Origin of the sequence: Vibrio sp. 10N.222.52.C12 (assembly GCF_041474215.1) — a bacterium.
GTDB classification, from domain to species: domain Bacteria; phylum Pseudomonadota; class Gammaproteobacteria; order Enterobacterales; family Vibrionaceae; genus Vibrio; species Vibrio crassostreae_C.
Genome location: NZ_JBFRTR010000007.1, coordinates 43,942 through 67,568 on the forward strand (window position 1 = coordinate 43,942; position 23,627 = coordinate 67,568).

Here is a 23,627-nt window from a genome sequence, read left to right on the forward strand (position 1 = left end):
GGCGATAGATGCAACCGATAAAAATAAAGCGACCCAAGGCCGCTTTATTCTTCTATGTTTTTACTTCTTAGTATAAGTAAGCAAACGCTACTTCTATCGTGTTAATGGTTATAGCGTTCGCTAATAATAGTAGTACTCGCAAATGATAATAGCGCTAAAGGCTATAGGGCTAATGGCTCGTGCTTTTTCACCAAACCGAAATCCGCCAATATCGCGTAGGCCGCTGGGATCATAAACAATACTAATAAGGTCGAGGCAAATATGCCGAATACGATCGAAATAACCAGTGGCTGGATAACCTGAGCCTGTAAGCTGGTTTCCGTCAACAGCGGTAGCAAACCTGCCGCAGTCGTCATTGAGGTCAAGAATACCGCTCGGAAACGCTCGCGACTGGCTTTCACCACCGAGTCATGCACGCTATCTCCCTCATCGACATGGTGACGAATGTACTGCACCAACAAGATGGAATCATTAACCACAATTCCGGCAAGCGACACAAAGCCCATCATGCTTGGCATACTCAAAGAATGGCCAAGTATCCAGTGACCAACGACCACCCCAATAAAAGCGAGTGGAATCGCTAACATCACGACCACAGGCTCTAAATAGCTTCTGAACTGATAGCTAAGAATCGCAAACACGCCGAATAAGCCGAGCAAGAATCCTTTGCCCATCGAAGCGCCAGTCTTGGCTGCATCCTTGGCCTCCCCTTCGAAATCAAAGCGTAAACCCGGGTACTTCTGAATAAGTTTGGCGGCTTCATCTTTTTGGAACTGAGCCAAAATCGCGGATGAACTCGCTTTCTTATTATCAATATCACCAAAAATACTGATGGTTCTCAGCCCATCAATACGCTGAATTCGCACGTAGTTACGCTGGAAATCTAATGTCGCCAACGTTGCTAGCGGGATCTGACTGCCATCTGCGGTAATGATTGGGAAGTTAGCTAGTTGCTGTATGTCGCCCGCTTGTTCCTTATCAAGACGCACTTCAATCGAGATATTTTCAACGCCGATTTGAATCTCATCCGCCGTTTGCCCAAAGAAAGCCGCTCGTAACTGAGACGCAATCATCTGCCCATTCACATTGTAGGTTTCGGCTCCAGGGCGCAGCTTAACCAAAATCTCTTCTTTACCCATGCGCATATCATCAAGCACGCCGTGCACCCCGTCGAACTGATTAAGGTACTCCTGAATATCCAAAGAAGCGGATTTCAATGCGCTCAGGTCATCGTGTTTGGCGCGGATTTCAATAGCACGACCGCCCGGCCCCATCGTGGGTTGCTTGAACACCAATGAAATAGGATCCGCTAAATCGCCAATATCTTCTCGCCATGCATCAATGAAATCATCGATCACCGTGTTTCGACTTTCTGCACCACGCAGATCTAAACGGACAGTCGCGAGATGCGGTCCAGATTCACTGGCATCAGCATTAGCATTAAATTGGCTCGTGATGTGTTCCACCAACTCATTGCCCTCTTCGACCTCTTCACTCCACCGCACGTTCAAACGCTCAGCAGACGCGACTATTTTATCGACGACTCTCTCGGTTTGAGACAATGACGCACCCGGCGGAAGAATGATACGCGCTTCAGCAATGTCTCCATCCAATTCGGGGAAAGGTTGGAACTTAACAGCACCACCCGCAATCAAGGCAATAGAAAGCAACAACAGTGTCAGCACTCCGCCCATAAATGCATAGCGGAACGTCACGACCTTCTCGACCATGTTCATCAAAGTTGTATTGCGGAAGTTCTCAAATTTTTCAAGCAACACCACTTTGAAGCGCAGCGCTGGCTTATCATTTTTTTCTTTGTGTAATGAATGAGATAAGTGATTGGGTAAAATAAGAAACGCTTCGATTAAACTCAGAGACAACACCAAGATAAGTACCTGAGGCACCGCTTTAAGCACCGCGCCCATCTCGCCATCAAGAAACAGTAAGCTACCGAAAATACACACCGTGGTTAAGAAAGAAGACAGTACTCCGGGAAGCACTTTCTTAACGCCGTTGTACACCGCATCATCGACGCTTTGTCCCCTATCTAAGTGGGAGGCTATCGATTCGGCGATCACGATGGCGTCATCCATCATAATACCGATTGCCATTAACAACCCGACCAGCGACATAATGTTGATCGACAAACCAAGGTTGGCCATTAAGAACAAGCCACCAAGGAAGGCCACTGGCAACCCTGCCGCCACCCAAAATGAATAACGTAAGCTGAAGAACAGCCACATGGTGGCGAACACCAGCACAATACCTTGCCAGCCATTGCTCACCATCATGGTTAGACGATCCCAAAGTACAGATGAGAGATCGTTGGTCATTTGTAGTGTCACGCCATCAGGAGCAATCGCGCTTTGATCTTCAACGAATCGTGTTACGTTCTCTTTGATTCGCAGCGCATCGTCTTCTTTGTTCTTACTGATCTTAAGCAGCGCTGAAGGCTTGCCATCAAATAGCACCTTTTGCTCATCAAGTTCAAAGCGGTCGGTTATTTTGGCTATGTCTCTCAAACGAATCACCGAGCCATTAGGCGCAGATCCAACCACGATGCTTTCCAGCTCAACAGGCGTAACTCGTCTCTCGTCGAAACGAATCAGAAAGTTTTTGTCTGGTGTTTCAACGTTACCACTCGGCAGTTTTACATTCTGTCGACCAATTTGATCCGCGATATCACCGACACTCAAACCCAACTGACGAATAGCTTGGGTATCCAGTTCCACTCGATATTGATGATCCGAGAAGCCGCTAACCTCGACCAAAGAGACATCGTAATCAAGCTTCATGGTGCGCTTAAGATCTTCCGCGTAGGCCTTAAGTTCTGGCCACGACGTTTCGGCTGTTATAGCGATATCGACAACCGGTTCATTCCAATCTAGCTCTTGAACAACAGGCGATTCAATCTCAGTTGGGAAATCATTGATCGAGTTGATCTGGGTTTGCACATCCACCAGCATTCGGCCGATGTCCGCTTTTTCATTTAACTTTAGAATTAAACGAGCGCTGCCTTCGATGGCTTCACACTGAGTTTCTTCAATGTTGGCTAAGCCGTCTACTGCATCTTCCATTCGCACACACAAGCTCTCTTCCACTTCTTTTGGAGAGGCGCCGGGATAAACAATTGCAGCCATAATGTAAGGCGGATCGTAAGCGGGGAAGGTTTCACGTTTGATGGTTGATAGTGAGCTTATACCCAAGATCAACAACCCAAGCATCAACAAGTTTGCTGCTGTTGGGTGCCGAGAGAAAAACTTGATCATGACGCACTCTCCTGAGTATCTGATTCAAGCTCAGCCTCTTCAGAGTTGGACTCTCTCAGTAACATGCCTTCTATTGCTGGCAGGACATCATTAAGAACCAGTTTATCTCCAGTTTGTAGCTCTCCACTCACAACCACTTGATTGTCTCTGCGATAAAGCACTTCAACATTGACCACTTGCAAACGCTGGTTGTCATCCATCAGGTAAACCTTATCACCATGCAGTGCTCGCTCTGGAACCACCCAACTTAGATTCGCGACACCCTCAATCTCAGCTTTGACAAACATACCGTTAACCAAAGGCGTTGCGCTGTCTGGTTGTAATTGTGAGTAGTCTTGAGCGATCTCGAGAATAATCCCCGCTGTCGCTTGGTTTTCATCAACTGTTTCGCTGATTCTTGCCACCTTCGCTGGCCAACTGAGGTTCAGGTTGCCGCTGTTAAGTTGAATGCTTGCTTTGATTGGCGCTTCATAAGGATTAGGGATTCCTGCAGCATCGCGAGGAAATTGGTTAAAGCTGGAGGCTAAAGTTTGCATATCGTGAATAGAAAGTTGCGCCTCCACTTCCATAACATCAATCCCGTGAGCAATAAACATCTCTTGCTGAAGGTTAACTACTTGATTTTGTTCAATATCAACTTGAGCAATTCGCATCGCTCTTGGTAAAGTGATCGTGGTCTTATCGAGAGAGCGCTGCGCCTCTTTTACCTTAGACACGTTGACCTTAATCACCGCTTCCGCAACACGCTTTTCATCTGGCATCAACGCGATTTGGTTCGCGATATCTAATACCAACTTCTGCTGAGACAATGCGCTTTGTTGTTGCAGGTCGACATCCGATTGAGAGGTGAGCCCTTTCTTACGCAGATCCTGTTTACGTTGTAGCTCTTTATTGCTGATCACCAAACGATTCTTTTCGATCTTAAGAGTCTGATTAAGGTTGTCTTCTTCTTGATTCAATTTCGCTAATGAGGTTTGGCTTGATTTTAGATCCGCCTCTGCTTGTATCAGTTTCAATTCGTAATCCAATGGATCAACCTTGAGCACGACCATTCCTGCAGGGATCACCTGGCCTTTTTCAAGATCTGGATGTCGATACACGATCTGTCCTGTCACCTCAGCAATCGCTTTCCATTCAACTTTAGGCACTACTTTGCCAAAGCCGACCGCTAACGGCGCTATCAGTTGTTGTTCTAGGCTCACAGTATCAACTAAGCGAGCCCTATCACCCGCAGGTTTGGTTGGAAGATCCGGCTTCAAGTTAATCGCGGCGACAAGGCCAATAACACCAACCGCAAGTGCTGGAAAGAAGAGTAGTTTTTTATTTATTTTCATTATCTTTGGTCCTGCACGGAAGAAGGGCTCGGTGCGTTAATAAAGCCTTCAGTCATCAATTGAATGTTGTGTTCGATTAAACGATTAAGAAATTCTTCATTAATCTCAATCCCATGAATTGCCAATAAAGGCGGCGGAGCGATGAAAGGAAACACCATCAAGCTTACATACGAAATACGGCACAATTTTGGATCCATGTTCTGTTTTAAGATGCCTTGTTCAACCAACTTTTCAAAAATGACATCTTGGGCTGGCTTTGCAACATCGAGGAAAACCTTTTCGAGCAACTCTCTTTGCACTTCAGAGGGAGGCATATTCATCACTTGGGCTATCAAGCGAGGAAACTTCGGCACTTTGACCATCTCTTTGTAGTAAGTCCGCATTAAATCAAGAAAGTTCTCATGACTGCTTTCATCAACGAGTCTCTGCATTTGTAATTGCATAGGGCGTAATGTTTCACGCAGCATCGCCTCAAACAATCCGGCTTTACTGCCAAAGTAATAGCGAATCATCGCAATATTCACACCCGCTCGCTCAGCAACTAAGCGAGTCGATACCTTGTCGTACGGTTGAACCACGAACAGATCTCGAGCGTGCTCAATGAGTAACTGCCGTACATCTAGATTCTGTTGAGGTCGCCCTGCTTTACGCGCTGCCATCACTGAGACCTATCCCTATAATTAATCACACGATTAATTATAGGGATAAATCGACATGGTTGTAGAAGATTAATTACTCACTATTTAATCAAATGATTAATTAATTTAGCCGCCCTTTTAATTTTATTGGTGAATCGTTCCATCAAAAAGATTTACTACAAAGTTTTAACCTACACATAAGCCAAACGATAAACTAACCGCCCAGTACGAAACACTCAATCAGCCGATAACACCAACAAACAACACGCAAGCAGCACAAACCAAACCAAAACGCCGCTAATGTATGCTGATATTGGATTTTCTTGTTTGACGCTCAGAATAAATTACGGTACATATGGTGTTAACAGTTTATTTACGGATATTTGTGTAATGATTTTTTCTTCTTCTCGACTGCTGAAACTTCTCCTTATCGTGAACCAATCGCGCGGGTAAGTTGTGGGTCAAGAACTACACAAATATTAAAACCCGCGCTGAGCGGGTTTTTTTGTAACTGGCACTTTTAAAAGAACATCATTCTCAATAATAATTTGGATAGCAATCGATACAATATCGATATAAGGAAGCACCCATGAACGATCAAGTGATAATTTTTGATACGACTTTACGTGACGGCGAGCAAGCGTTGGCAGCAAGCCTTACGGTAAAAGAGAAATTACAGATCGCTTATGCACTTGAACGACTGGGTGTAGATGTTATTGAAGCGGGTTTCCCTGTGTCATCGCCAGGCGATTTCGAATCAGTACAAACCATCGCAAAAAATATTAAAGATAGCCGTATCTGTGCGCTTTCTCGTGCAGTTGCAAAAGATATCGATGCCGCTGCAGAAGCGCTAAAAGTGGCTGAGCAGTTCCGTATTCATACCTTCATTTCTACATCGACGGTTCACGTGCAAGATAAATTACGCCGCAGCTACGACGATGTTGTCGAGATGGCAGTGAAAGCGGTAAAGCATGCGCGCAACTACACTGACGATGTTGAGTTCTCTTGTGAAGATGCCGGTCGTACACCTATCGACAACCTATGTCGTATGGTTGAAGCCGCGATTAACGCGGGCGCAAAAACCATCAACATTCCAGACACCGTAGGCTACACAGTACCTAACGAGTTTGGTGGCATTATCAAAACGCTATTTGATCGCGTTCCAAACATCGACCAAGCAATCATCTCTGTTCACTGTCACGATGACTTGGGTATGTCGGTTGCTAACTCAATCGCAGCGGTACAAGCAGGTGCTCGCCAAGTTGAAGGTACCATTAACGGCATTGGTGAACGCGCGGGTAACTGTTCTTTAGAAGAGATCGCAATGATCATCAAGACTCGTCAAGAGTTATTAGGTGTTCATACCGGCCTAGATCACCAAGAGATCCACCGTACCAGTAAATTGGTGAGCCAGCTTTGCCACATGCCGATTCAAGACAACAAAGCAATCGTTGGTGCTAACGCATTCAGCCACTCTTCAGGTATCCACCAAGATGGCATGCTAAAGAACAAGAACACTTACGAGATCATGACACCTGAGTCTATTGGCTTGAAAAACAAAGCATTGAACCTAACAAGCCGCAGTGGTCGTGCAGCCGTTAAGAGCCACATGGACGCAATGGGCTACAAAGACAATGAGTACAACCTAGATTCATTGTACGAAGACTTTTTGAAACTGGCTGACCGTAAAGGCCAAGTATTCGATTACGACCTAGAAGCACTAATGCACTTCGCAAATCTACGTGACGAAGATGACTTCTATAAACTTAACTACCTAAGCGTACAATCTGGTAGTGTTATGTCTACCACTAGCATCAAGCTGCAATGTGGTGATGAAGAGAAATGCGAAGCGGCTGTCGGTAACGGACCTGTTGATGCTTTATACCAATGTATCTACCGCTTAACGGGTTACGAAATTGCATTGGATAAATTCGACCTTACCGCGAAAGGTGAAGGCGAAGATGGCTTAGGCCAAGCTGATATTATTGCTAACTATAAAGGCCGTAAGTACCACGGTACGGGCGTTTCAACGGATATCGTTGAGGCCTCTGGTCAGGCGCTACTGCACGTTATTAATAGCATTCAACGCGCAGACACCATTGCTGAAATGAAACAGCAAAGAATCGCAACAGTTTAAACACCCAATAACAGAGCCCTAGAGCCGATGTTATTGGCTTTAGGGACAAAATTTAAAACGAGCGAAAGAGCTCAGTAACAAGAATTAAAGGATTAACATGACTGATAAATCATACAAGATTGCCGTACTACCTGGTGATGGCATTGGCCCAGAAGTAATGCAGCAAGCACACAAAGTGCTAGACGCGATTGAAAAGAAGCATGCGATTAGCTTTTCTCGTGAAGAGTATGATGTTGGTGGTATCGCAATTGATAACCACGGCTGTCCACTTCCAGAAGCGACAGTAACAGGCTGTGAAGAATCTGACGCAGTACTATTTGGCTCGGTTGGCGGCCCTAAGTGGGAACACCTTCCACCAAACGATCAACCAGAGCGTGGTGCCCTACTTCCTCTCCGTAAACACTTCCAACTGTTCTGTAACCTACGTCCTGCACAAATCCACAAAGGTCTAGAGTCTTTCTCGCCTTTGCGTGCTGACATTTCAGGTAACGGCTTCGACATCGTTGTAGTTCGTGAGCTAACAGGCGGCATCTACTTCGGCCAACCTAAAGGTCGTGAAGGCGAAGGCGCAACTGAGAAAGCTTTTGATACCGAGGTTTACCACCGTTACGAGATCGAACGTATTGCCAAGATTGCGTTTGAATCTGCACGTCTACGTAACAAAAACGTTTACTCAATCGATAAAGCAAACGTTCTGCAGAGCTCTATCTTATGGCGTGAAGTGGTTGAAGAAATCGCAAAAGATTACCCAGATGTCACGCTAAACCACATGTACATCGACAACGCGACCATGCAGCTAATCAAAGACCCATCTCAGTTTGACGTAATGCTATGTTCAAACATCTTTGGTGACATCATCTCTGATGAGTGCGCAATGATCACTGGCTCTATGGGTATGCTTCCTTCTGCAAGTTTAAATGAAAGCAACTTCGGCCTATACGAACCAGCAGGTGGCAGCGCACCAGATATCGCAGGTAAGAACATCGCAAACCCAGTCGCGCAAATCCTTTCTGCAGCCCTAATGCTTCGTTACAGCCTAGGCGAAGAAGCGGCAGCACAAGACATCGAAGCAGCGGTTTCTAAAGCACTTTCTGCAGGCGAGCTAACGGCAGACCTTGCTGGCAAAAACCAAGCGCTGACTACCTCTGAAATGGGTGACAAGATCGCTGAGTACATCTTAGCTTCATAAGCTAAAGGCTCCGATTAGAAGCAAGTACATAAGAATAATATCAAGCCAAGTCAGCGTAAACCGCATGACTTGGCTCGAAACAAACACTGGGACTGATGCTCCCAAGGAAGAAAAGCTATGTCGACAAACCAGCACGCAAAAACCTTATACGAAAAAGTTTATGACGCTCACGTTGCGGTTGCAGCGAAGGGCGAAACACCAATTCTTTATATCGATCGTCACTTAGTTCACGAAGTAACGTCACCTCAAGCATTTGATGGCTTGCGTGAGAAAGGCCGCAAAGTTCGCCAAGTTGGCAAGACTTTCGCGACCATGGATCACAACGTATCGACACAAACTAAAGACATCAACGCTTCTGGTGAGATGGCTCGTATCCAAATGGAAACGCTATCGAAGAACTGTGAAGAGTTTGGTGTCACGCTTTACGATCTAAACCACAAATACCAAGGTATTGTGCACGTAATGGGTCCTGAGCTAGGTATTACGCTACCGGGCATGACCATCGTATGTGGTGACTCGCACACGGCTACACACGGTGCATTTGGTTCACTAGCATTTGGTATCGGTACTTCAGAAGTGGAACACGTTCTAGCTACGCAAACGCTAAAACAAGCTCGCGCTAAAACCATGAAGATCGAAGTAAAAGGCAAGGTTACTCCTGGCATCACTGCAAAAGACATCGTGCTAGCGATCATCGGTAAAACAACGGCTGCTGGCGGTACTGGCTACGTAGTTGAATTCTGTGGTGAGGCAATTACCGACCTTACGATGGAAGGTCGTATGACAGTATGTAACATGGCAATCGAGCTTGGCGCTAAAGCAGGCTTAATCGCTCCAGATGCAACGACATACGAGTACATCAAAGGTCGTAAGTTCTCTCCAGAAGGCGAAGACCTAGAAGCAGCAATCGAATACTGGGATACGTTAAAAACCGATGCTGATGCAGAATTCGATGCAGTTGTTACATTAGAAGCGGCAGACATCAAACCACAAGTCACTTGGGGTACCAACCCAGGTCAGGTTATCTCAGTAGACACACCAATCCCTGCACCAGAAAGCTTCGCAGACCCTGTAGAAAAAGCATCAGCTGAAAAAGCGCTGGCTTACATGGGTCTTGAAGCCGGTAAATCTCTATCTGATTACAACGTAGATAAAGTGTTCGTGGGTTCTTGTACTAACTCTCGTATCGAAGACATGCGTGCAGCAGCAGCGGTAGCGAAAGGCCGTCAAGTAGCGAAACATGTTCAAGCGCTTATCGTTCCGGGTTCAGAGCAAGTTAAAGCACAAGCTGAGGCTGAAGGCCTAGATAAGATCTTCATCGAAGCAGGCTTTGAATGGCGTTTACCGGGTTGCTCTATGTGTCTTGCGATGAACAACGACCGTCTAGGTCCACAAGAGCGCTGTGCTTCTACATCAAACCGTAACTTTGAAGGTCGCCAAGGCCGTGATGGTCGTACGCACCTAGTTAGCCCAGCAATGGCAGCCGCAGCGGCTATCGCTGGTCACTTTGTCGATATTCGTGAACTTTAATTAGAGGATTTAACATGTCAGGTTTTCAACAACACACCGGATTAGTCGTTCCTCTAGATACGGCCAACATCGATACTGATGCGATTATTCCAAAGCAGTTTCTACAGAAAGTAAACCGCATCGGTTTTGGTAAGCACTTGTTCCACGATTGGCGCTTCCTAGACGATGCAGGCCAACAGCCAAACCCTGATTTTGTAATGAACGAAGCTCGCTACCAAGGCGCTTCAATTCTTTTAGCTCGTGAAAACTTCGGTTGTGGTTCATCTCGTGAACACGCACCGTGGGCGCTTGCCGATTACGGTATCCAAGTAATGATCGCACCAAGCTTTGCCGACATTTTCTACGGTAACTCGATCAACAACCAAATGGTGCCAGTTCGATTGACTGAGCAAGAAGTGGATGAGCTATTCCAATTCGTTGAAGCGAATGAAGGTGCAGAAATTACGGTTGATCTAGAAGCAATGAAAGTCAGCGCGAACGGCAAAGAGTACTCGTTTGAAATTGATGAGTTCCGTCGTCACTGTTTGCTGAATGGTCTAGATAACATCGGCCTAACGCTTCAACACGCAGATAAGATTTCAGAGTTTGAAGCTAAGATTCCTAGCTTTCTGAAATAGCATCACACAGTTTTGTGTACATATAAAAGGTTGGCCTAGTGCCAACCTTTTTTATTTGGCTGAGCTTTTAGCTTAACTTAATGTGCTTATTAGGCTCATCCCTTTATTTTGATCAGTTCCGCTATTTAACTGAAGAGCTATGAAAGAAAATCGTAAAGCATAAGGTCTTAATAGTCAGTCATCAGGAGAATGCCATGAAACAACTACTTTTTATTGTCAGCCTACTTTTCTCAACCTTAGCTTGGTCTGCGCCTAAATCTGATCTTTGGCCATACTGGAACCAAAGCAATGAAACCAACCAAGAACAGGTATCTCATCAAGACTGGCAGCAATTTATCGATAACTACTTAGTTAAACAAGGGCAAAACACCCTAGTTCGCTATCAAGCTGTGAGCACTGCAGATAAGACAAAGCTCAAGCAATACATCAAGAGGCTAGAGCAGTTGAATCCACTCGACTACTCAAAAGCGGAACAATATGCCTACTGGGTTAATCTATATAACGCCGTGACTGTCGATTTGATTCTTGATGCCTACCCGATCAAATCCATAACTAAACTTGGCGGACTATTTAGTTTCGGTCCGTGGGGAGATGATGTGGTAGTCGTTAATGGGAAATCACTGACACTCAATGACATTGAACACCGAATCCTAAGACCAATTTGGCAAGATCCTCGCACGCATTATGCAGTGAACTGTGCCAGCCTAGGTTGCCCTAACTTACAACCTGACGCTTTTACCTCTAAAAATACTGAAGCCTTGCTAGAGCAAGCTGCAACTGAGTTTGTAAGCAGTGACAAAGGCGTGATGGTTACAAACAATAAGCTTCAACTATCATCGATTTACGAATGGTTTGCTGTGGATTTTGGTACGAAGAAACAGCTTATTCAGCACTTAGAACAATATCGAATTGAAGCAGTAACCAATACTCAAAACATCAGTTATGAATACGATTGGTCGCTCAACCAAGCAAACTAGCTCTAAGGCTAAAGTTGATCACTAAAGTAAAAAAGAGGCGAGAGGTTTTTATTAACCTCTAGCCTCTTCTCAATTCTTTGACCGTATTTCTACAATTAAAAGCTTGAGCTCGGTTGCTGCAAGAACTCAATCTCTTCGGGAGTCGAAGCTCGCCCTAACACCTCATTACGGTGCGGATAGCGACCAAATCGCTCAATGATAACCTTGTGCTTAAACTCAAAGTCCAGATTATGCTCTAATCCCGTTTGAGAAAAGAGTTCCACGGCTTGTTCATGGACTAACAAAGATTCACTGTGCATATAAGGCATATACAGGAAGCTTTTCTGTTGCTCGTTAAGCTGGTGATCAAAACCACCCGCTACCGCCTCTTGGGCTAGAGCCAACGCCATCGGATCAGCAGAAAATGCTGTCGGACTTTTTCTACCAATATTTCGAGAAAACTGATCAAGTACGATAATCTCAGCCAATCGTCCTTGCGCAGTTTGGCGCCACTCAAATAGCTCGCCTTGAATGGCTGCTTTATGCAATTCAGAAAATCGAGACTCTATCAAAGTGTCAATCTCGGCGCCGCCAGTAAACCAATCTTTAGGCGTCAACTCATCGAACCAAAACTCTAGAACATCCTGATACGTTACCGTCATATAATTACCTTTAATAAAAAACCGAGTAACTTTGTTATTACTCAGTTTAGTGTTCAATTACTTAAAACCTTTTACTTTCTTTATCAGGTCATAAGCATTCTGAATTTCTTGCGATTTCTCTTTCGCAACATTCATCATCTCAGGCGGTAAGCCCTTCGCCATCAGTTTATCTGGGTGATGTTCATTCATCAGCTTGCGGTAGGCTTTCTTCACCTCTTTACCGTCAGCACTTTCACTCACACCAAGAACCTTATATGCGTCGCCAAGTTGGTTCTGTTGCGAAGCCTGTTGCCAACCTGATGATTGCCCATGCCCCTGATGGCCACCAAAGCTTCCACCTTGCTGTTGGAAACGGAACGCAGCTTCTTGCATCTGCAAACGGCGTTCTAGTTGTGCTGCCGAAAACCCAAGCCCTTGCGCTATTTTATGCAGAACTTGACGTTCACTCGGGTGCAAACTTCCATCCGCAAATGCGGCAGATACCTGAAGCTCTAGAAAGAACTGCAGAAGATCAAAACGACCACCCGATGAGATTTTAACTCGCTCAAGTACGTCGTTCAGAGGGAAGTCGCTCTCTTTGCCGTCACGGAATGCATCTTGCGCTGCTTTACGCTGTTCGCCATGCAGGTTCATACGCTCCATCATGGTAGAAGCGAGTTGAATCTCTTCTGGCGTTACCTGCCCTTTCGCTTTAGCAACGTGCCCCATAACCGCAAAAGCGGATTTAAAAAACTCGTTCTGTCTTTCTGCTTGGCTTGGACCTCGACCAAAACCAGAGCTATTGAAGCCTGATTGGTTCAATCCGCGAGCTTTATCGAATTGGTGTCCTAAAAACAGACCAAAAACTAAACCGAGTGGCCCTCCAAATAAAAAGCCAAAAAACGCGCCCAAAATTTTGCCAAATATTTGCATTATGTGTTCTCTATCTATGAATTTTATCTGAGTAATGCTGTCTGATGATGCTGAATGCTATTATTTCCTTTATCATAAGGAAAATGCTTTATTAATTGGATTGATACTAGATCAACCCTTCATCTAGTGACACAGGATAGTTCAACTTCATGCAATCTTTTTCCCGCTCCTTGTTAGCCGCGTCTATAAGTACGGCGTTATACGTGTCGACAACTCAAGCTGAAACAATCACCGATAGTAGTGTGCAGGAAATGCCCTCTATAGATCAATGCTTGATCGAGCCCGCTGCAGAAAACGAGACACAGCTACCCGCTCACGTTGAGTCAGATCGCCTAGAAGCTATCAATGGTGACAAAGCAATATATTCAGGTGACGTAGTCGTTACGCAAGGGAACAAGACCATCCTTGCCGATAACGTAACCCTGCACCAACAAGAAAATATCGTTGTAGCTGAAGGCAACGTAAACTTTAGTGATGGTCAAATCAAATCTATCTCAGACAGAGCGACCAATAATCTGACTACAGATGAAATGACACTTGAGAACACCGATTACGAATTCCTTTGCGAGCCCGGTCGCGGAGATGCTGTTTATATAGCAAAAACAGGTAAAGCGGTTTATGAGATTGAAGATGGCTCCATTACCTCTTGCCCTATCGGCGATAATGCTTGGCGTCTAAGAGCATCGAGCATCAGTGTCGACCAAGACGAAGAACAAGCCACTTTTTATAATCCACGTTTTGAAATCCAAAGTGTTCCCGTCTTTTACTTACCTTACTTAACAGTACCGGTGGGTGATACACGTAAAACCGGTTTCTTGTACCCAACAGTTTCGTATGGTTCAAGCGATGGTTTTGAAGCTGAAATTCCTGTTTATTGGAACTTAGCACCAGACTACGATTTGGAAACTACCTTCAAGTACATGCAAGAGCGTGGCACTCAACTCAACAGTAAATTCAGATATTTAAGCGATTTTGGTTCCGGTAGTATCGAGTCTGAATATTTACCAGACGATCAAAAGTACACTGATCTAGGCGATCGTTGGGGTTTCCAACTAGAACATTCAGGAATATTCCAACAATCTTGGTTATTCGAAATTGATTACTCTAAAGTCAGTGATATTGACTACTTTTCGGACATGAGCTCAAATATCGGTAACCGTGAAGATGGACAACTGCTTCAAGAAGGGCAAGCAACATACCGTTCTCAACATTGGGATGCGTCTGTACTTGTTCGAGACTTCCAAGTTCTTACCACCAGCAATAACTTGCCTTATCGTCTAATGCCACAACTCGAGTATAACTACTATGCTCCAGAGGTAATGGATTACCTAGATTTTGACTTAATCAGTCATATATCAATGTTCGATACCGACGCATCAGGCAAACCATCAGCCACTCGTGTTCACGTTGAACCTGGTATTACAATCCCAGTAGGTAACACTTGGGGCACTTGGACAACAGAAGCTCGACTACTTGGTACATACTACCAACAGGATCTGAATGACATTGATAGTGAGTATGAAGATTTAGAGGAATCAGTAACACGTGTAATACCTGAGTTTAGAAGCCACGCAGGTATCGTTCTTGAACGTGATACAAAAATTGTAGGTAATTACACTCAAACACTCGAACCTCAAGTTCAGTACCTTTACGTACCAGAAGAAGATCAAAGCGATATTGGTCTTTATGATACTACGCTGTTACAAACCGACTATTATGGCTTATTTAGAAGTCGTAAATACAGTGGCGTAGACCGCGTTGCTGCGGCAAATCAAATCAGCTATGGCGCCTCGTCTCGTTTCTTTGATGATGAATATAAAGAACGTCTCAATATTTCTTTTGGCCAAATTTTTTATATCGACAAAGATACAAAACAGACTTTAGACAACGACGACTCTGATAAGAAAACTAATTATTCGTCTTGGGCTATCGAAATGGACTTCAACTATGATGACTACCTGTTCTACCATGGTGGTGTGCAATACGACATCGATACCACTGCGATGCAACTTGCCAACAGCACATTAGAATATCGCTTCGCAGGCGGTTACATACAGACCAACTATCGCTATGTAACAGAAGAGTACATAAATGAAACTGTTGATTTTGACGTATCAGGAATAACTAGAGATGGTATCTCACAAGCAGGCTTACTTGGTGCTTACCAGATTTCGCGGAAGTGGAATGCCAGTGCTCAATATTTCTATGATTTAACCACACAAGAAAATCTAGAATGGTTGGCTCGCTTGAACTATAAATCGGATTGTTGGTATATCGGATTTACGTATAGTAACCAGCTGACAAATAACATTAGTGATCCAAATGTCACGCCTGAATATGAAAATAACTTTGGTGTGAATTTCGGTATTATCGGCTTTGGTACTAACTTAGGCTCTGATTCAGGCGCTGTTGGGGATAGCAGTTCTGATAACTCATTGAGCTACGGTCGCCCATTCTTCTTAAACAACTAATTTTCTTTACTGATAAGAAATCAGTAAATTTAAAGGATTACACATGACATTGTGGAAACGCACATTAATTGCTATTGCAGCGACTTGTACTTTATCAACAAGCTTTGCAGCTCCGGTTGAGCTAGACAGCGTAAAAGTTATCGTTAACGAAGGCGTTATCTTACAAAGCGACATCGATGCTTCGATGAAGACACTGCGTGCCAACGCAAAAAAAAGCGGTCAAACACTGCCATCGCAAGATGTGCTCAATGAGCAAGTACTAGAAAAACTGATCATCGATACTATTCAAACTCAAGAAGCAGAACGTATCGGTGTTCGTATTGATGATGCTCGACTTGATCAAGCAATTGAAGGTATCGCTAAAGACAACAACCAAACGGTAGAACAACTTACCGCATCGGTTGCTGAAGAAGGCCTTAGCTACAATGCATTTCGAGAGCAAGTAAGAAAAGAGATTGCAGCAAGTGAAGCTCGTAACGCCTTAGTTCGTCGCCGTATCAATATTCTTCCTGCGGAAGTTGATAACCTAGCAGATATCTTAGCGCAAGAGACTAACGCGACCGTTCAATATAAAATTGGCCACATTCAACTGCGCTTTAATGATGACCAAACCAAAGAAGAGTTAGAAGCTCAAGCTACTGAACTGGTTGAAGAACTGAACTCAGGCAAAGATTTCAGCACCATGGCATATACTTACTCTAAGGGTCCTAAAGCGCTGCAAGGTGGTGATTGGGGTTGGATGCGTAAAGAAGAGATGCCAACCATTTTTGCTGACCAGATCAAAATGCAAAATAAAGGTAGCATCATCGGTCCTTTCCGTAGCGGTGTAGGTTTCCACATTCTAAAAATTGAAGATGTGAAAGGCTTAGAAACCGTAGCAGTAACGGAAGTGAATGCTCGTCATATCTTGATTAAGCCAACCGTAATCTTGAGTGACGATGGTGCGAAAGAACAACTTGAAGAGATCACGCGCCGCGTAAACACAGGTGAAGCGAGCTTTGGCGACCTTGCACAGCAATACAGCCAAGATCCAGGTTCTGCAGTACAAGATGGTGAGCTAGGCTACCAAACACCAGATTTGTATGTACCAGAATTCAAACACCAAGTAGAAACGCTACCAGAAGGCAAAATCAGTGCGCCATTCAAAACCGTACACGGTTGGCACATTGTTGAAGTACTAGACCGTCGCGAAGTCGACCGTACCGATTCAGCTTTGAAAAACAAAGCTTACCAAATTCTATTTAACCGTAAATTCAACGAAGAAGCTGGTGCTTGGCTACAAGAAGTAAGAGCAAGTGCCTTTGTTGAGATGGTTGAGGACGACCAAGATGACAACAACTAAACGTATTGTCATAACCGCAGGTGAACCAGCAGGGATAGGCCCAGATTTAACTTTGGCTCTATCTCAAGAAAGTTGGCCTCATCAACTCGTGGTTTGTGCTGATAAAACACTGCTATCCGAGCGAGCTAAAATTCTTGGTATCGAAGTCGATCTTCTGGACTACGATGCAAATGCAGCTAAGCAACCGCAACGCGCTGGCACACTGGTAGTGAAACACGTTCCACTTGCTGAAACGGCAGTTGCAGGTAAACTCAATGAGGCTAATGGTCATTACGTATTAAATACTTTAGAAACCGCAGCAATTGGCTGTATGAATGATGAATTTGATGCTATTGTCACCGGCCCCGTTCACAAGGGTGTAATTAACCGAGCTGGCGTTGCTTTTAGCGGCCATACCGAGTTCTTTGCAGAGAAGTCCAATACACCACTGGTGGTGATGATGTTGGCAACTGAAGGGCTGCGTGTTGCGCTAGTAACAACGCACATCCCACTAGCTTATGTATCTCAAGCTGTGACCGAAGACAGATTAGAGCAAATTATTGCTATTCTAAATAAAGACTTGGTTGAAAAATTTGCTATTGAGAAACCAACTATCTATGTGTGTGGCTTGAATCCACATGCTGGTGAAGATGGTTGTTTAGGGCGTGAAGAGATTGAAACCATCACCCCGACGCTAGAAAAAATTCGCCAAGAAGATGGCATCAATTTAGTTGGCCCATTGCCAGCAGACACCATCTTTAATGAAAAATATTTGCAAGATGCAGATGCTGTTTTAGGTATGTATCACGACCAAGTACTCCCGGTATTGAAATACAAAGGGTTTGGTCGCTCAGTGAACATCACGCTTGGCTTACCGTTTATTCGCACATCAGTCGACCACGGTACCGCCTTAGACTTGGCAGGGAAAGGCCAAGCCGATACAGGGAGCTTTAGAACAGCGCTCACGCACGCCATTGAATTAGTAGAGAAAAAGCAATGAGAAATGATGTCCACTTAGGGCACAAAGCGCGTAAACGTTTTGGTCAAAACTTCCTTAACGATCCATACATTATTGATGGCATCGTATCGAGTATTAACCCACTACCAGGTCAAAACTTGGTAGAGATCGGTCCTGGTCTAGGCGCAATTACTGAGCCTGTGGGTAAGCTTGTCGATAAATTTACTGTTATCGAATTGGATAGAGACCTTGCAGAACGTCTTCGTAACCATCCAGATCTTGCGGACAAGCTAACGATCCGTGAAGGCGATGCGATGAAGTTCGATTTCCAAGAACTGGTTAAGCCAAACAATAAGCTACGCATCTTTGGTAACTTGCCATATAACATCTCTACACCATTGATGTTCCACCTTTTTGAATTCCATAAAGACGTGCAAGACATGCACTTTATGCTTCAAAAAGAAGTGGTTAACCGTCTAGCTGCTGGCCCTGGCAGTAAAGCTTATGGTCGTCTTACTGTAATGGCTCAATACTACTGTAAAGTAACGCCTGTGTTAGAAGTTCCACCAACGGCCTTCGTTCCGCCACCGAAAGTAGACTCAGCAGTCGTGCGCCTACAGCCATACGAAGTGCTGCCTTATCCGGCAAAAGATCTGAAATGGCTAGATCGCGTCTGTCGTGAAGGCTTTAACCAACGTCGTAAAACAGTTCGTAACTGCTACAAGAGCTTAATCGATAAGGAAGTGCTTGAAGAGCTAGGTATCAACCCAAGCATGCGTCCTGAGAACTTAACGCTCGAGCAGTTTGTCGACATGGCAAACTGGTTGTACGACAGTCATAACGCTGACAAATAAATAAAAAAGGCTCCTACACTTCGGTTAGGAGCCTTTTTTATGTAATACTTTAATTACATTAAGTATATCAACAACAAAAGGTGCGAATATGGATATATCTACGCCTTGTATCAAATGCCAGGTTCACTCTAAGTACATAGAAGAACAATCTGAGCCAACGAAGAATCGTTATGTCTTCGCCTACATTATTACCATCAAAAATCTAAGTAAAACAACGGTGCAACTTATGTCTCGCCGCTGGTTAATTACCGACTCTAACGGCAAGCAGCTCACCATTGAGGGTGATGGTGTAGTTGGCCAACAACCCGTGATTGAAGCCAACGACGAGTACACCTACACAAGTGGTACGGTCATCGAAACCCCTGTTGGCGTTATGCAAGGTCACTATGTGATGACCGATAACAAGGGCATTGATTTTATTACCGAAGTTGACCCATTCAGACTCGCAATCCCTAATATTCTTAATTAGCCGTACATCCGTATCTACAGGAAATTATTGTGTCGAATTACATTGTCGGAGACATCCAAGGGTGCTTCGACGAACTTCAAGGACTACTTGAAAAAATTAACTTTGATAAACACCAAGATACTTTATGGGTCGCCGGAGACTTAGTTGCTCGAGGCCCTAAATCATTGGAGACGTTACGCTTTATTCGTAACCTTGGTGACGCAGCTAAGGTTGTATTAGGCAACCACGACTTACATCTTCTGGCGGTGTCCTTAGGACTATTTCCAGCGAAACCAAAAGATAAGACTCAAGCGATTCTTGATGCTGAAGATCGTGAACTGCTAATCGAATGGTTAAGACAACAGCCTTTGCTTCAAGAACACCCAGAGTTCGTGATGTGCCATGCGGGTATCTCACCGCAGTGGAATCTAGAAAGAGCACGTGTTGAAAATCGAGAGATCGTATCCTTGTTAAAGTCCGATAAATGGCAATGGCTAATCGAAAACATGTACAGCAACGCGCCTGATTTATGGCATCAGGATTTACATGATATTGAGCGCTATCGCTATGCGATCAATAGCCTGACAAGAATGCGTTTCTGTTTTGAAGATGGCCGTCTCGACATGGCATGTAAGCTACCACCGAATGAGATTACCGATGAACCATTAGTGCCATGGTTTGACCTTCCGCAACGCATAAAGCTCGATAAAACCGTTGTTTTTGGACACTGGGCTGCGCTTGAAGGCTATAACGGAAAAGACGTAATTGGACTTGATACTGGATGCGTCTGGGGAGGTGAATTGACAATTCTTCGCTGGGAAGATAAACAGTTTTTCACTCAGAAAGCGCTATAAAGATACGAGAAACTTGCGCTACCTTGGTAGGGTAACGCAAGCATTTTTCAGAGACTAGCTATTGATAACCACAGTTAACGCTCGAGAATCACAAACTCCATGTTGTGTTTGTTTTTCTCGTCAGCTTGATAGCTCTCGTTAAAGCTCTGCTTCCAACCTTCACCCCAGTCAGGAAATTGTGTATCTCCATCGACGGCGAAATCGATGTAAGTCAGATACAACTTGTCCGCTTTAGGTAAGCAGCTCTCATAAATAGAGCCGCCACCAATGATCATCACCTCTTCAACATCACTGAGTAGCTCTAGAGCCTGTTCAATAGAAGTTACCGTCGTTACACCTTCAATCTTTAAACTCTCATCACGGCTGATTACGACATTCAACCGACCCGGCAAAGGGCGTCCAATAGAATCGTAGGTCTTACGTCCCATCACGACTGGTTTACCCATAGTCGAGCGTTTAAACCATGCAAAATCCGCAGGTAAATGCCAAGGCATCTGATTGTCTTTACCAATTATACGGTTGTTTGCCATTGCCGCTATCATGCTGATGATCATAAATCGAAAGTCCTGTCCCTAAAAAGAAAATTAACGCTAAACGATAGGTCTACGGCGATAGAATAACAGCCCTGGCACAGCTAAGCCAACCGCCAACCCTGCGATAATGAACATCGATTTTAAAAAGTTCTCCATCAACATTGCCAACAACTCAGGCGTGTAGCCTGCCCTGTTAATCTCCACCATCGCAATCATCGCCTTGAAGGCGAACACACCTGGCACCATAGGAATTAGAGCTGCAACCGTAAACACCTTCGGATGTGCTAACAGTTTATGTGACCAATGAACCCCTATCATACCAACCACGGTTGCGGCGAAGAACGTCGCCCATTCGATTGGAATACCAAAGTGCATCATCAGATACCGGCTACCATGACCGATAGAACCACCGAGTGCACAATAAATTAAAGCACGTTGCGGAACGTTAAACACCAATGCAAACCCAACCGCAGGAATAGCGGCGAAAAACATATCGTTGAGCAGACCTAAAAACAGTTCGAAAATACTCATTAGCTTGCCCACCCCCAAACATCTGATAGACTCATCGCCGCGACAATGCCCAAGCTCGTCGCCAGAGTTAATAAGCTGGCCATGGTAAAGCGCGCTAACCCCATATTAATATGGCCTTTAAGCATATCAGCGACGGAGTTAATCAGAGGAAAACCAGGTACTAACATTAATACAGATGAAGCCATCACGATCGTGGGTTGGCCGCCAATATTGTAAAGTACGGCTTGAGCTGAAATGGTCGTGGTAACGAATGCTGTGATAGCAAAGTTTAATAGCGGATTGAAATGGCGGTGCCCAATCTCTTGCCTGACGATCATACCGCAAGCTGAAGCAATAAAAGTCATCATGAAGACTTGCCAGTCTCCGCCCGCAAGGTGGCTAAAAGAGGCGCACGACAACCCTATCATCACAACCACTAACCAACGGTTGTAGCGCTCGGGGCTGATGTTTTGAATCTTTTTATACGCCAAATCATAATCGAGAATTCCCTTCTCCATCATGATGCAAATGCGTTGAATGTCGGTGATAACCTGCATGTTAATGCCACGATCAGCACAACTTCGAGTAGTGGTAATACAGTGATCATCCATTACGGTAGTTACAACAAGCGCATTGGCTGACAGTGCGACTTCAACCTCATTCACCCCACAAGCAATACCGATGCGACGCATGATATCGCCGACCAGTGTGCTCTCTGCCCCGTGCGCCAATAACATTTGTCCTGATTGAGCGACGAGTCTTGAGATCGCTCTTTGCTTTGATGCCATGATTTCCTTCCCATAGGCGTTAATTATCTAAAGATAAATTTTGCATAAAAAACAGTAAGACGTCATGATTTAGATACAAAAAAACCGCAATTTTCATTGCGGTTTAATAAAACTATCAGTGTACTTGTAAGAAGCGACCGATGCGTTATGAGAAACTAAGAGGATTAGTCACGAACATAGATAACATGGCCGTCATCCTCTTCGTCATCCCAATCGTCCCAATCGTCGTCATCTTCAGTAACGACATTCTTACCGCTCATCGCATCTTTATGGTAGTCATCCCACATAAAGTCTACTTTTTCTTCTTCTTCAACTTCTACAACTTCACGAGGTAGGTTTTCCATAAACTCACCTAGTTTGAAGCAAAGATCTTTGGTGCCGATTTTATTCACAGCAGAGATCTTGAAGTACTCGCCTTCCCAGCCCAAAGCATCGATGATTTCTTGAATCTTTTCGTCTGCTTCGTCTTCTGGCATTAGGTCAACTTTATTGAACACTAACCAGCGAGGTTTTTGTGAAACTTTTTCACTGTATTGCTCAAGCTCATCGATGATCGTTAGTGCATTCTGAATAGGATCAGATTGATCGATCGGCATAATGTCGATCATATGCAGAAGAACACGACAACGCTCAAGGTGCTTAAGGAATCGGATACCAAGGCCAGCGCCATCAGCTGCGCCTTCGATTAGTCCTGGGATATCGGCAACAACGAAGCTCTTTTCAGGGACAACACTTACCACACCCAAGCTTGGGATCAAAGTAGTGAACGGGTAATCAGCCACTTTTGGTTTCGCAGCAGATACTGAACGAATAAAAGTAGATTTACCTGCGTTTGGTAGGCCAAGCATACCAACGTCAGCTAATAGAAGAAGCTCTAAACGCAGTTCACGAACTTCGCCTTTAGTACCCATTGTCTTTTGACGAGGAGCGCGGTTAACAGACGATTTAAAACGCGTGTTACCAAGACCGTGCCAACCACCTTTACCAACCATTACTTTCTTGCCGTGTTCAGCAACTTCAGCAACGATTTCGTTGGTGTGGATATCAACTGCACGCGTACCAACTGGTACTTTCAGCGTAATGTCTTTACCACGTTTACCAGTACAGTTACCGCCGCGACCATTCTCGCCACGCTCTGCATTGTAAAAACGTTGGAAACGGTAATCGATCAGTGTGTTTAAGTTCTCATCCGCTTGGATGTAAACATCACCGCCGTCACCACCGTCGCCGCCATCAGGACCACCTTTAGCGACGAATTTTTCGCGCCAAAAGCTAACTGTACCATTACCGCCATCACCGGCTTCTATTTTTACTACCGCTTCATCAACGAATTTCATTTTTTAACTCCGCACTTACGTTGCGTTACCACTCATCAAGGAGTGATATAAATTCTAGCAGATCCGTGTTTAGATCGATCACCTAAGATCTAGGCCGACCTGCAACCAAGGAACAAATAAGGAGAGGTTCTTTGCTTCTTATTTCTTAAAAACAAACGGCTTCTTAAAAACTAATCTGTTTATCAAAAAATAAAACGGCTTCTCAAAACCAAAACAAGAGCGTCTGCTTTTTTATTCTTGCTATAAATAAAAAACCCTGCCGAATCGGCAGGGCTTTTGAATTCAGCTTGAAAGCTAATAAAATAATCT

20 protein-coding genes are annotated in these 23,627 nt (G+C 44.5%); 11 read left to right on the forward strand and 9 right to left on the reverse strand.

Translation table 11 applies throughout. The annotated features are described in order from the left end of the window. Positions 1–161 precede the first annotated feature (161 nt). Genes AB4623_RS00990 through AB4623_RS01000 form a run of 3 tightly spaced genes read right to left on the reverse strand, consistent with a single transcriptional unit; the run spans position 162 to position 5,262 of the window. The gene (locus tag AB4623_RS00990) at positions 162–3,269 is read right to left on the reverse strand and encodes an efflux RND transporter permease subunit (protein ID WP_372145526.1); all 3,108 of its coding nucleotides are present in this window, start codon (positions 3,267–3,269) and stop codon (positions 162–164) included. After that, on the reverse strand, positions 3,266–4,603 hold the full coding sequence (locus AB4623_RS00995; RefSeq protein WP_372145528.1) for an efflux RND transporter periplasmic adaptor subunit: 1,338 nt from the start codon (positions 4,601–4,603) through the stop codon (positions 3,266–3,268). The genes AB4623_RS00990 and AB4623_RS00995 overlap by 4 nt, the downstream gene beginning before the upstream one ends. Then, the gene (locus tag AB4623_RS01000) at positions 4,603–5,262 is read right to left on the reverse strand and encodes a TetR/AcrR family transcriptional regulator (RefSeq protein WP_017062933.1); all 660 of its coding nucleotides are present in this window, start codon (positions 5,260–5,262) and stop codon (positions 4,603–4,605) included. The genes AB4623_RS00995 and AB4623_RS01000 overlap by 1 nt, the downstream gene beginning before the upstream one ends. Positions 5,263–5,830: 568 nt before the next feature. Here AB4623_RS01000 and leuA point away from each other — a divergent pair. The 5 genes from leuA (at position 5,831) to AB4623_RS01025 (ending at position 11,691) form a co-directional block, all read left to right on the forward strand. Next, positions 5,831–7,378 (forward strand): 2-isopropylmalate synthase, encoded by a 1,548-nt coding sequence (gene leuA, locus AB4623_RS01005; protein ID WP_017071424.1) that lies wholly within the window; start codon positions 5,831–5,833, stop codon positions 7,376–7,378. A gap of 97 nt (positions 7,379–7,475) precedes the next feature. Then, positions 7,476–8,567, forward strand: a complete 1,092-nt coding sequence (gene leuB / locus AB4623_RS01010) for a 3-isopropylmalate dehydrogenase (RefSeq protein ID WP_017061390.1) — start codon at positions 7,476–7,478, stop codon at positions 8,565–8,567. Positions 8,568–8,684: 117 nt separating this feature from the next. Then, the gene (gene leuC, locus AB4623_RS01015; protein ID WP_017062936.1) at positions 8,685–10,097 is read left to right on the forward strand and encodes a 3-isopropylmalate dehydratase large subunit; all 1,413 of its coding nucleotides are present in this window, start codon (positions 8,685–8,687) and stop codon (positions 10,095–10,097) included. Positions 10,098–10,111: 14 nt separating this feature from the next. Continuing rightward, positions 10,112–10,714 carry a 3-isopropylmalate dehydratase small subunit gene (gene leuD, locus AB4623_RS01020; RefSeq protein ID WP_017062937.1) on the forward strand — a complete coding sequence of 201 codons (603 nt, stop codon included), beginning with the start codon at positions 10,112–10,114 and terminating at the stop codon, positions 10,712–10,714. 194 nt (positions 10,715–10,908) lie between these two features. Then, positions 10,909–11,691: a DUF547 domain-containing protein gene (locus tag AB4623_RS01025; RefSeq protein ID WP_102428411.1), complete on the forward strand. Its 783-nt coding sequence runs from the start codon at positions 10,909–10,911 to the stop codon at positions 11,689–11,691. Positions 11,692–11,786: 95 nt separating this feature from the next. Here AB4623_RS01025 and AB4623_RS01030 read toward each other — a convergent pair whose 3' ends face one another. Both AB4623_RS01030 and djlA read right to left on the reverse strand, forming a co-directional pair. Further along, a complete protein-coding gene (locus AB4623_RS01030; RefSeq protein WP_017066942.1) occupies positions 11,787–12,332 on the reverse strand; it encodes a DUF924 family protein in 546 nt (181 codons plus the stop codon). A 57-nt stretch (positions 12,333–12,389) separates the two neighbouring features. Beyond that, complete coding sequence (djlA, locus tag AB4623_RS01035; RefSeq protein WP_017061385.1) at positions 12,390–13,244, reverse strand: co-chaperone DjlA; 855 nt, start codon at positions 13,242–13,244, stop codon at positions 12,390–12,392. 149 nt (positions 13,245–13,393) lie between these two features. Here djlA and lptD point away from each other — a divergent pair, with 149 nt between their 5' ends. The 6 genes from lptD (at position 13,394) to AB4623_RS01065 (ending at position 20,150) form a co-directional block, all read left to right on the forward strand. After that, positions 13,394–15,715 carry an LPS assembly protein LptD gene (gene lptD / locus AB4623_RS01040; RefSeq protein ID WP_372145530.1) on the forward strand — a complete coding sequence of 774 codons (2,322 nt, stop codon included), beginning with the start codon at positions 13,394–13,396 and terminating at the stop codon, positions 15,713–15,715. A gap of 43 nt (positions 15,716–15,758) precedes the next feature. Next, the gene (surA, locus tag AB4623_RS01045) at positions 15,759–17,057 is read left to right on the forward strand and encodes a peptidylprolyl isomerase SurA (RefSeq protein WP_065584690.1); all 1,299 of its coding nucleotides are present in this window, start codon (positions 15,759–15,761) and stop codon (positions 17,055–17,057) included. Next, entirely contained in the window at positions 17,044–18,036 is a 993-nt protein-coding gene (gene pdxA / locus AB4623_RS01050) for a 4-hydroxythreonine-4-phosphate dehydrogenase PdxA (protein WP_372145532.1), read from the forward strand. Before surA ends, pdxA begins: the two co-directional genes overlap by 14 nt. Next, the gene (gene rsmA / locus AB4623_RS01055; protein ID WP_017062942.1) at positions 18,033–18,848 is read left to right on the forward strand and encodes a 16S rRNA (adenine(1518)-N(6)/adenine(1519)-N(6))-dimethyltransferase RsmA; all 816 of its coding nucleotides are present in this window, start codon (positions 18,033–18,035) and stop codon (positions 18,846–18,848) included. Before pdxA ends, rsmA begins: the two co-directional genes overlap by 4 nt. An 88-nt stretch (positions 18,849–18,936) precedes the next feature. Continuing rightward, positions 18,937–19,317 carry a Co2+/Mg2+ efflux protein ApaG gene (apaG, locus tag AB4623_RS01060; RefSeq protein ID WP_004735899.1) on the forward strand — a complete coding sequence of 127 codons (381 nt, stop codon included), beginning with the start codon at positions 18,937–18,939 and terminating at the stop codon, positions 19,315–19,317. Between the two features lie 29 nt (positions 19,318–19,346). Next, positions 19,347–20,150 carry a symmetrical bis(5'-nucleosyl)-tetraphosphatase gene (locus AB4623_RS01065; protein WP_017062943.1) on the forward strand — a complete coding sequence of 268 codons (804 nt, stop codon included), beginning with the start codon at positions 19,347–19,349 and terminating at the stop codon, positions 20,148–20,150. A gap of 74 nt (positions 20,151–20,224) precedes the next feature. Here AB4623_RS01065 and folA read toward each other — a convergent pair whose 3' ends face one another. The 4 genes from folA to cgtA form a co-directional block, all read right to left on the reverse strand. After that, on the reverse strand, positions 20,225–20,704 hold the full coding sequence (gene folA, locus AB4623_RS01070) for a type 3 dihydrofolate reductase (RefSeq protein ID WP_017062944.1): 480 nt from the start codon (positions 20,702–20,704) through the stop codon (positions 20,225–20,227). Positions 20,705–20,740: 36 nt separating this feature from the next. Continuing rightward, entirely contained in the window at positions 20,741–21,214 is a 474-nt protein-coding gene (locus AB4623_RS01075; protein WP_017062945.1) for a threonine/serine exporter family protein, read from the reverse strand. Next, positions 21,214–21,981 carry a threonine/serine exporter ThrE family protein gene (locus tag AB4623_RS01080; RefSeq protein ID WP_017061378.1) on the reverse strand — a complete coding sequence of 256 codons (768 nt, stop codon included), beginning with the start codon at positions 21,979–21,981 and terminating at the stop codon, positions 21,214–21,216. The genes AB4623_RS01075 and AB4623_RS01080 overlap by 1 nt, the downstream gene beginning before the upstream one ends. A gap of 164 nt (positions 21,982–22,145) precedes the next feature. Next, positions 22,146–23,318: an Obg family GTPase CgtA gene (cgtA, locus tag AB4623_RS01085; protein WP_017061377.1), complete on the reverse strand. Its 1,173-nt coding sequence runs from the start codon at positions 23,316–23,318 to the stop codon at positions 22,146–22,148. Between the last annotated feature and the right edge of the window lie 309 nt (positions 23,319–23,627).

Bases quoted from the DNA above. Each gene is read 5' to 3' on its own strand.
- AB4623_RS00990 (WP_372145526.1), bottom strand. From the start codon at position 3,269: ATGATCAAGTTTTTCTCTCGGCACCCAACAGCAGCAAACTTGTTGATG.
- AB4623_RS00995 (WP_372145528.1), bottom strand. From the start codon at position 4,603: ATGAAAATAAATAAAAAACTACTCTTCTTTCCAGCACTTGCGGTTGGT.
- AB4623_RS01000 (WP_017062933.1), bottom strand. From the start codon at position 5,262: ATGGCAGCGCGTAAAGCAGGGCGACCTCAACAGAATCTAGATGTACGG.
- leuA (WP_017071424.1), top strand. From the start codon at position 5,831: ATGAACGATCAAGTGATAATTTTTGATACGACTTTACGTGACGGCGAG.
- leuB (WP_017061390.1), top strand. From the start codon at position 7,476: ATGACTGATAAATCATACAAGATTGCCGTACTACCTGGTGATGGCATT.
- leuC (WP_017062936.1), top strand. From the start codon at position 8,685: ATGTCGACAAACCAGCACGCAAAAACCTTATACGAAAAAGTTTATGAC.
- leuD (WP_017062937.1), top strand. From the start codon at position 10,112: ATGTCAGGTTTTCAACAACACACCGGATTAGTCGTTCCTCTAGATACG.
- AB4623_RS01025 (WP_102428411.1), top strand. From the start codon at position 10,909: ATGAAACAACTACTTTTTATTGTCAGCCTACTTTTCTCAACCTTAGCT.
- AB4623_RS01030 (WP_017066942.1), bottom strand. From the start codon at position 12,332: ATGACGGTAACGTATCAGGATGTTCTAGAGTTTTGGTTCGATGAGTTG.
- djlA (WP_017061385.1), bottom strand. From the start codon at position 13,244: ATGCAAATATTTGGCAAAATTTTGGGCGCGTTTTTTGGCTTTTTATTT.
- lptD (WP_372145530.1), top strand. From the start codon at position 13,394: ATGCAATCTTTTTCCCGCTCCTTGTTAGCCGCGTCTATAAGTACGGCG.
- surA (WP_065584690.1), top strand. From the start codon at position 15,759: ATGACATTGTGGAAACGCACATTAATTGCTATTGCAGCGACTTGTACT.
- pdxA (WP_372145532.1), top strand. From the start codon at position 17,044: ATGACAACAACTAAACGTATTGTCATAACCGCAGGTGAACCAGCAGGG.
- rsmA (WP_017062942.1), top strand. From the start codon at position 18,033: ATGAGAAATGATGTCCACTTAGGGCACAAAGCGCGTAAACGTTTTGGT.
- apaG (WP_004735899.1), top strand. From the start codon at position 18,937: ATGGATATATCTACGCCTTGTATCAAATGCCAGGTTCACTCTAAGTAC.
- folA (WP_017062944.1), bottom strand. From the start codon at position 20,704: ATGATCATCAGCATGATAGCGGCAATGGCAAACAACCGTATAATTGGT.
- AB4623_RS01075 (WP_017062945.1), bottom strand. From the start codon at position 21,214: ATGAGTATTTTCGAACTGTTTTTAGGTCTGCTCAACGATATGTTTTTC.
- AB4623_RS01080 (WP_017061378.1), bottom strand. From the start codon at position 21,981: ATGGCATCAAAGCAAAGAGCGATCTCAAGACTCGTCGCTCAATCAGGA.
- cgtA (WP_017061377.1), bottom strand. From the start codon at position 23,318: ATGAAATTCGTTGATGAAGCGGTAGTAAAAATAGAAGCCGGTGATGGC.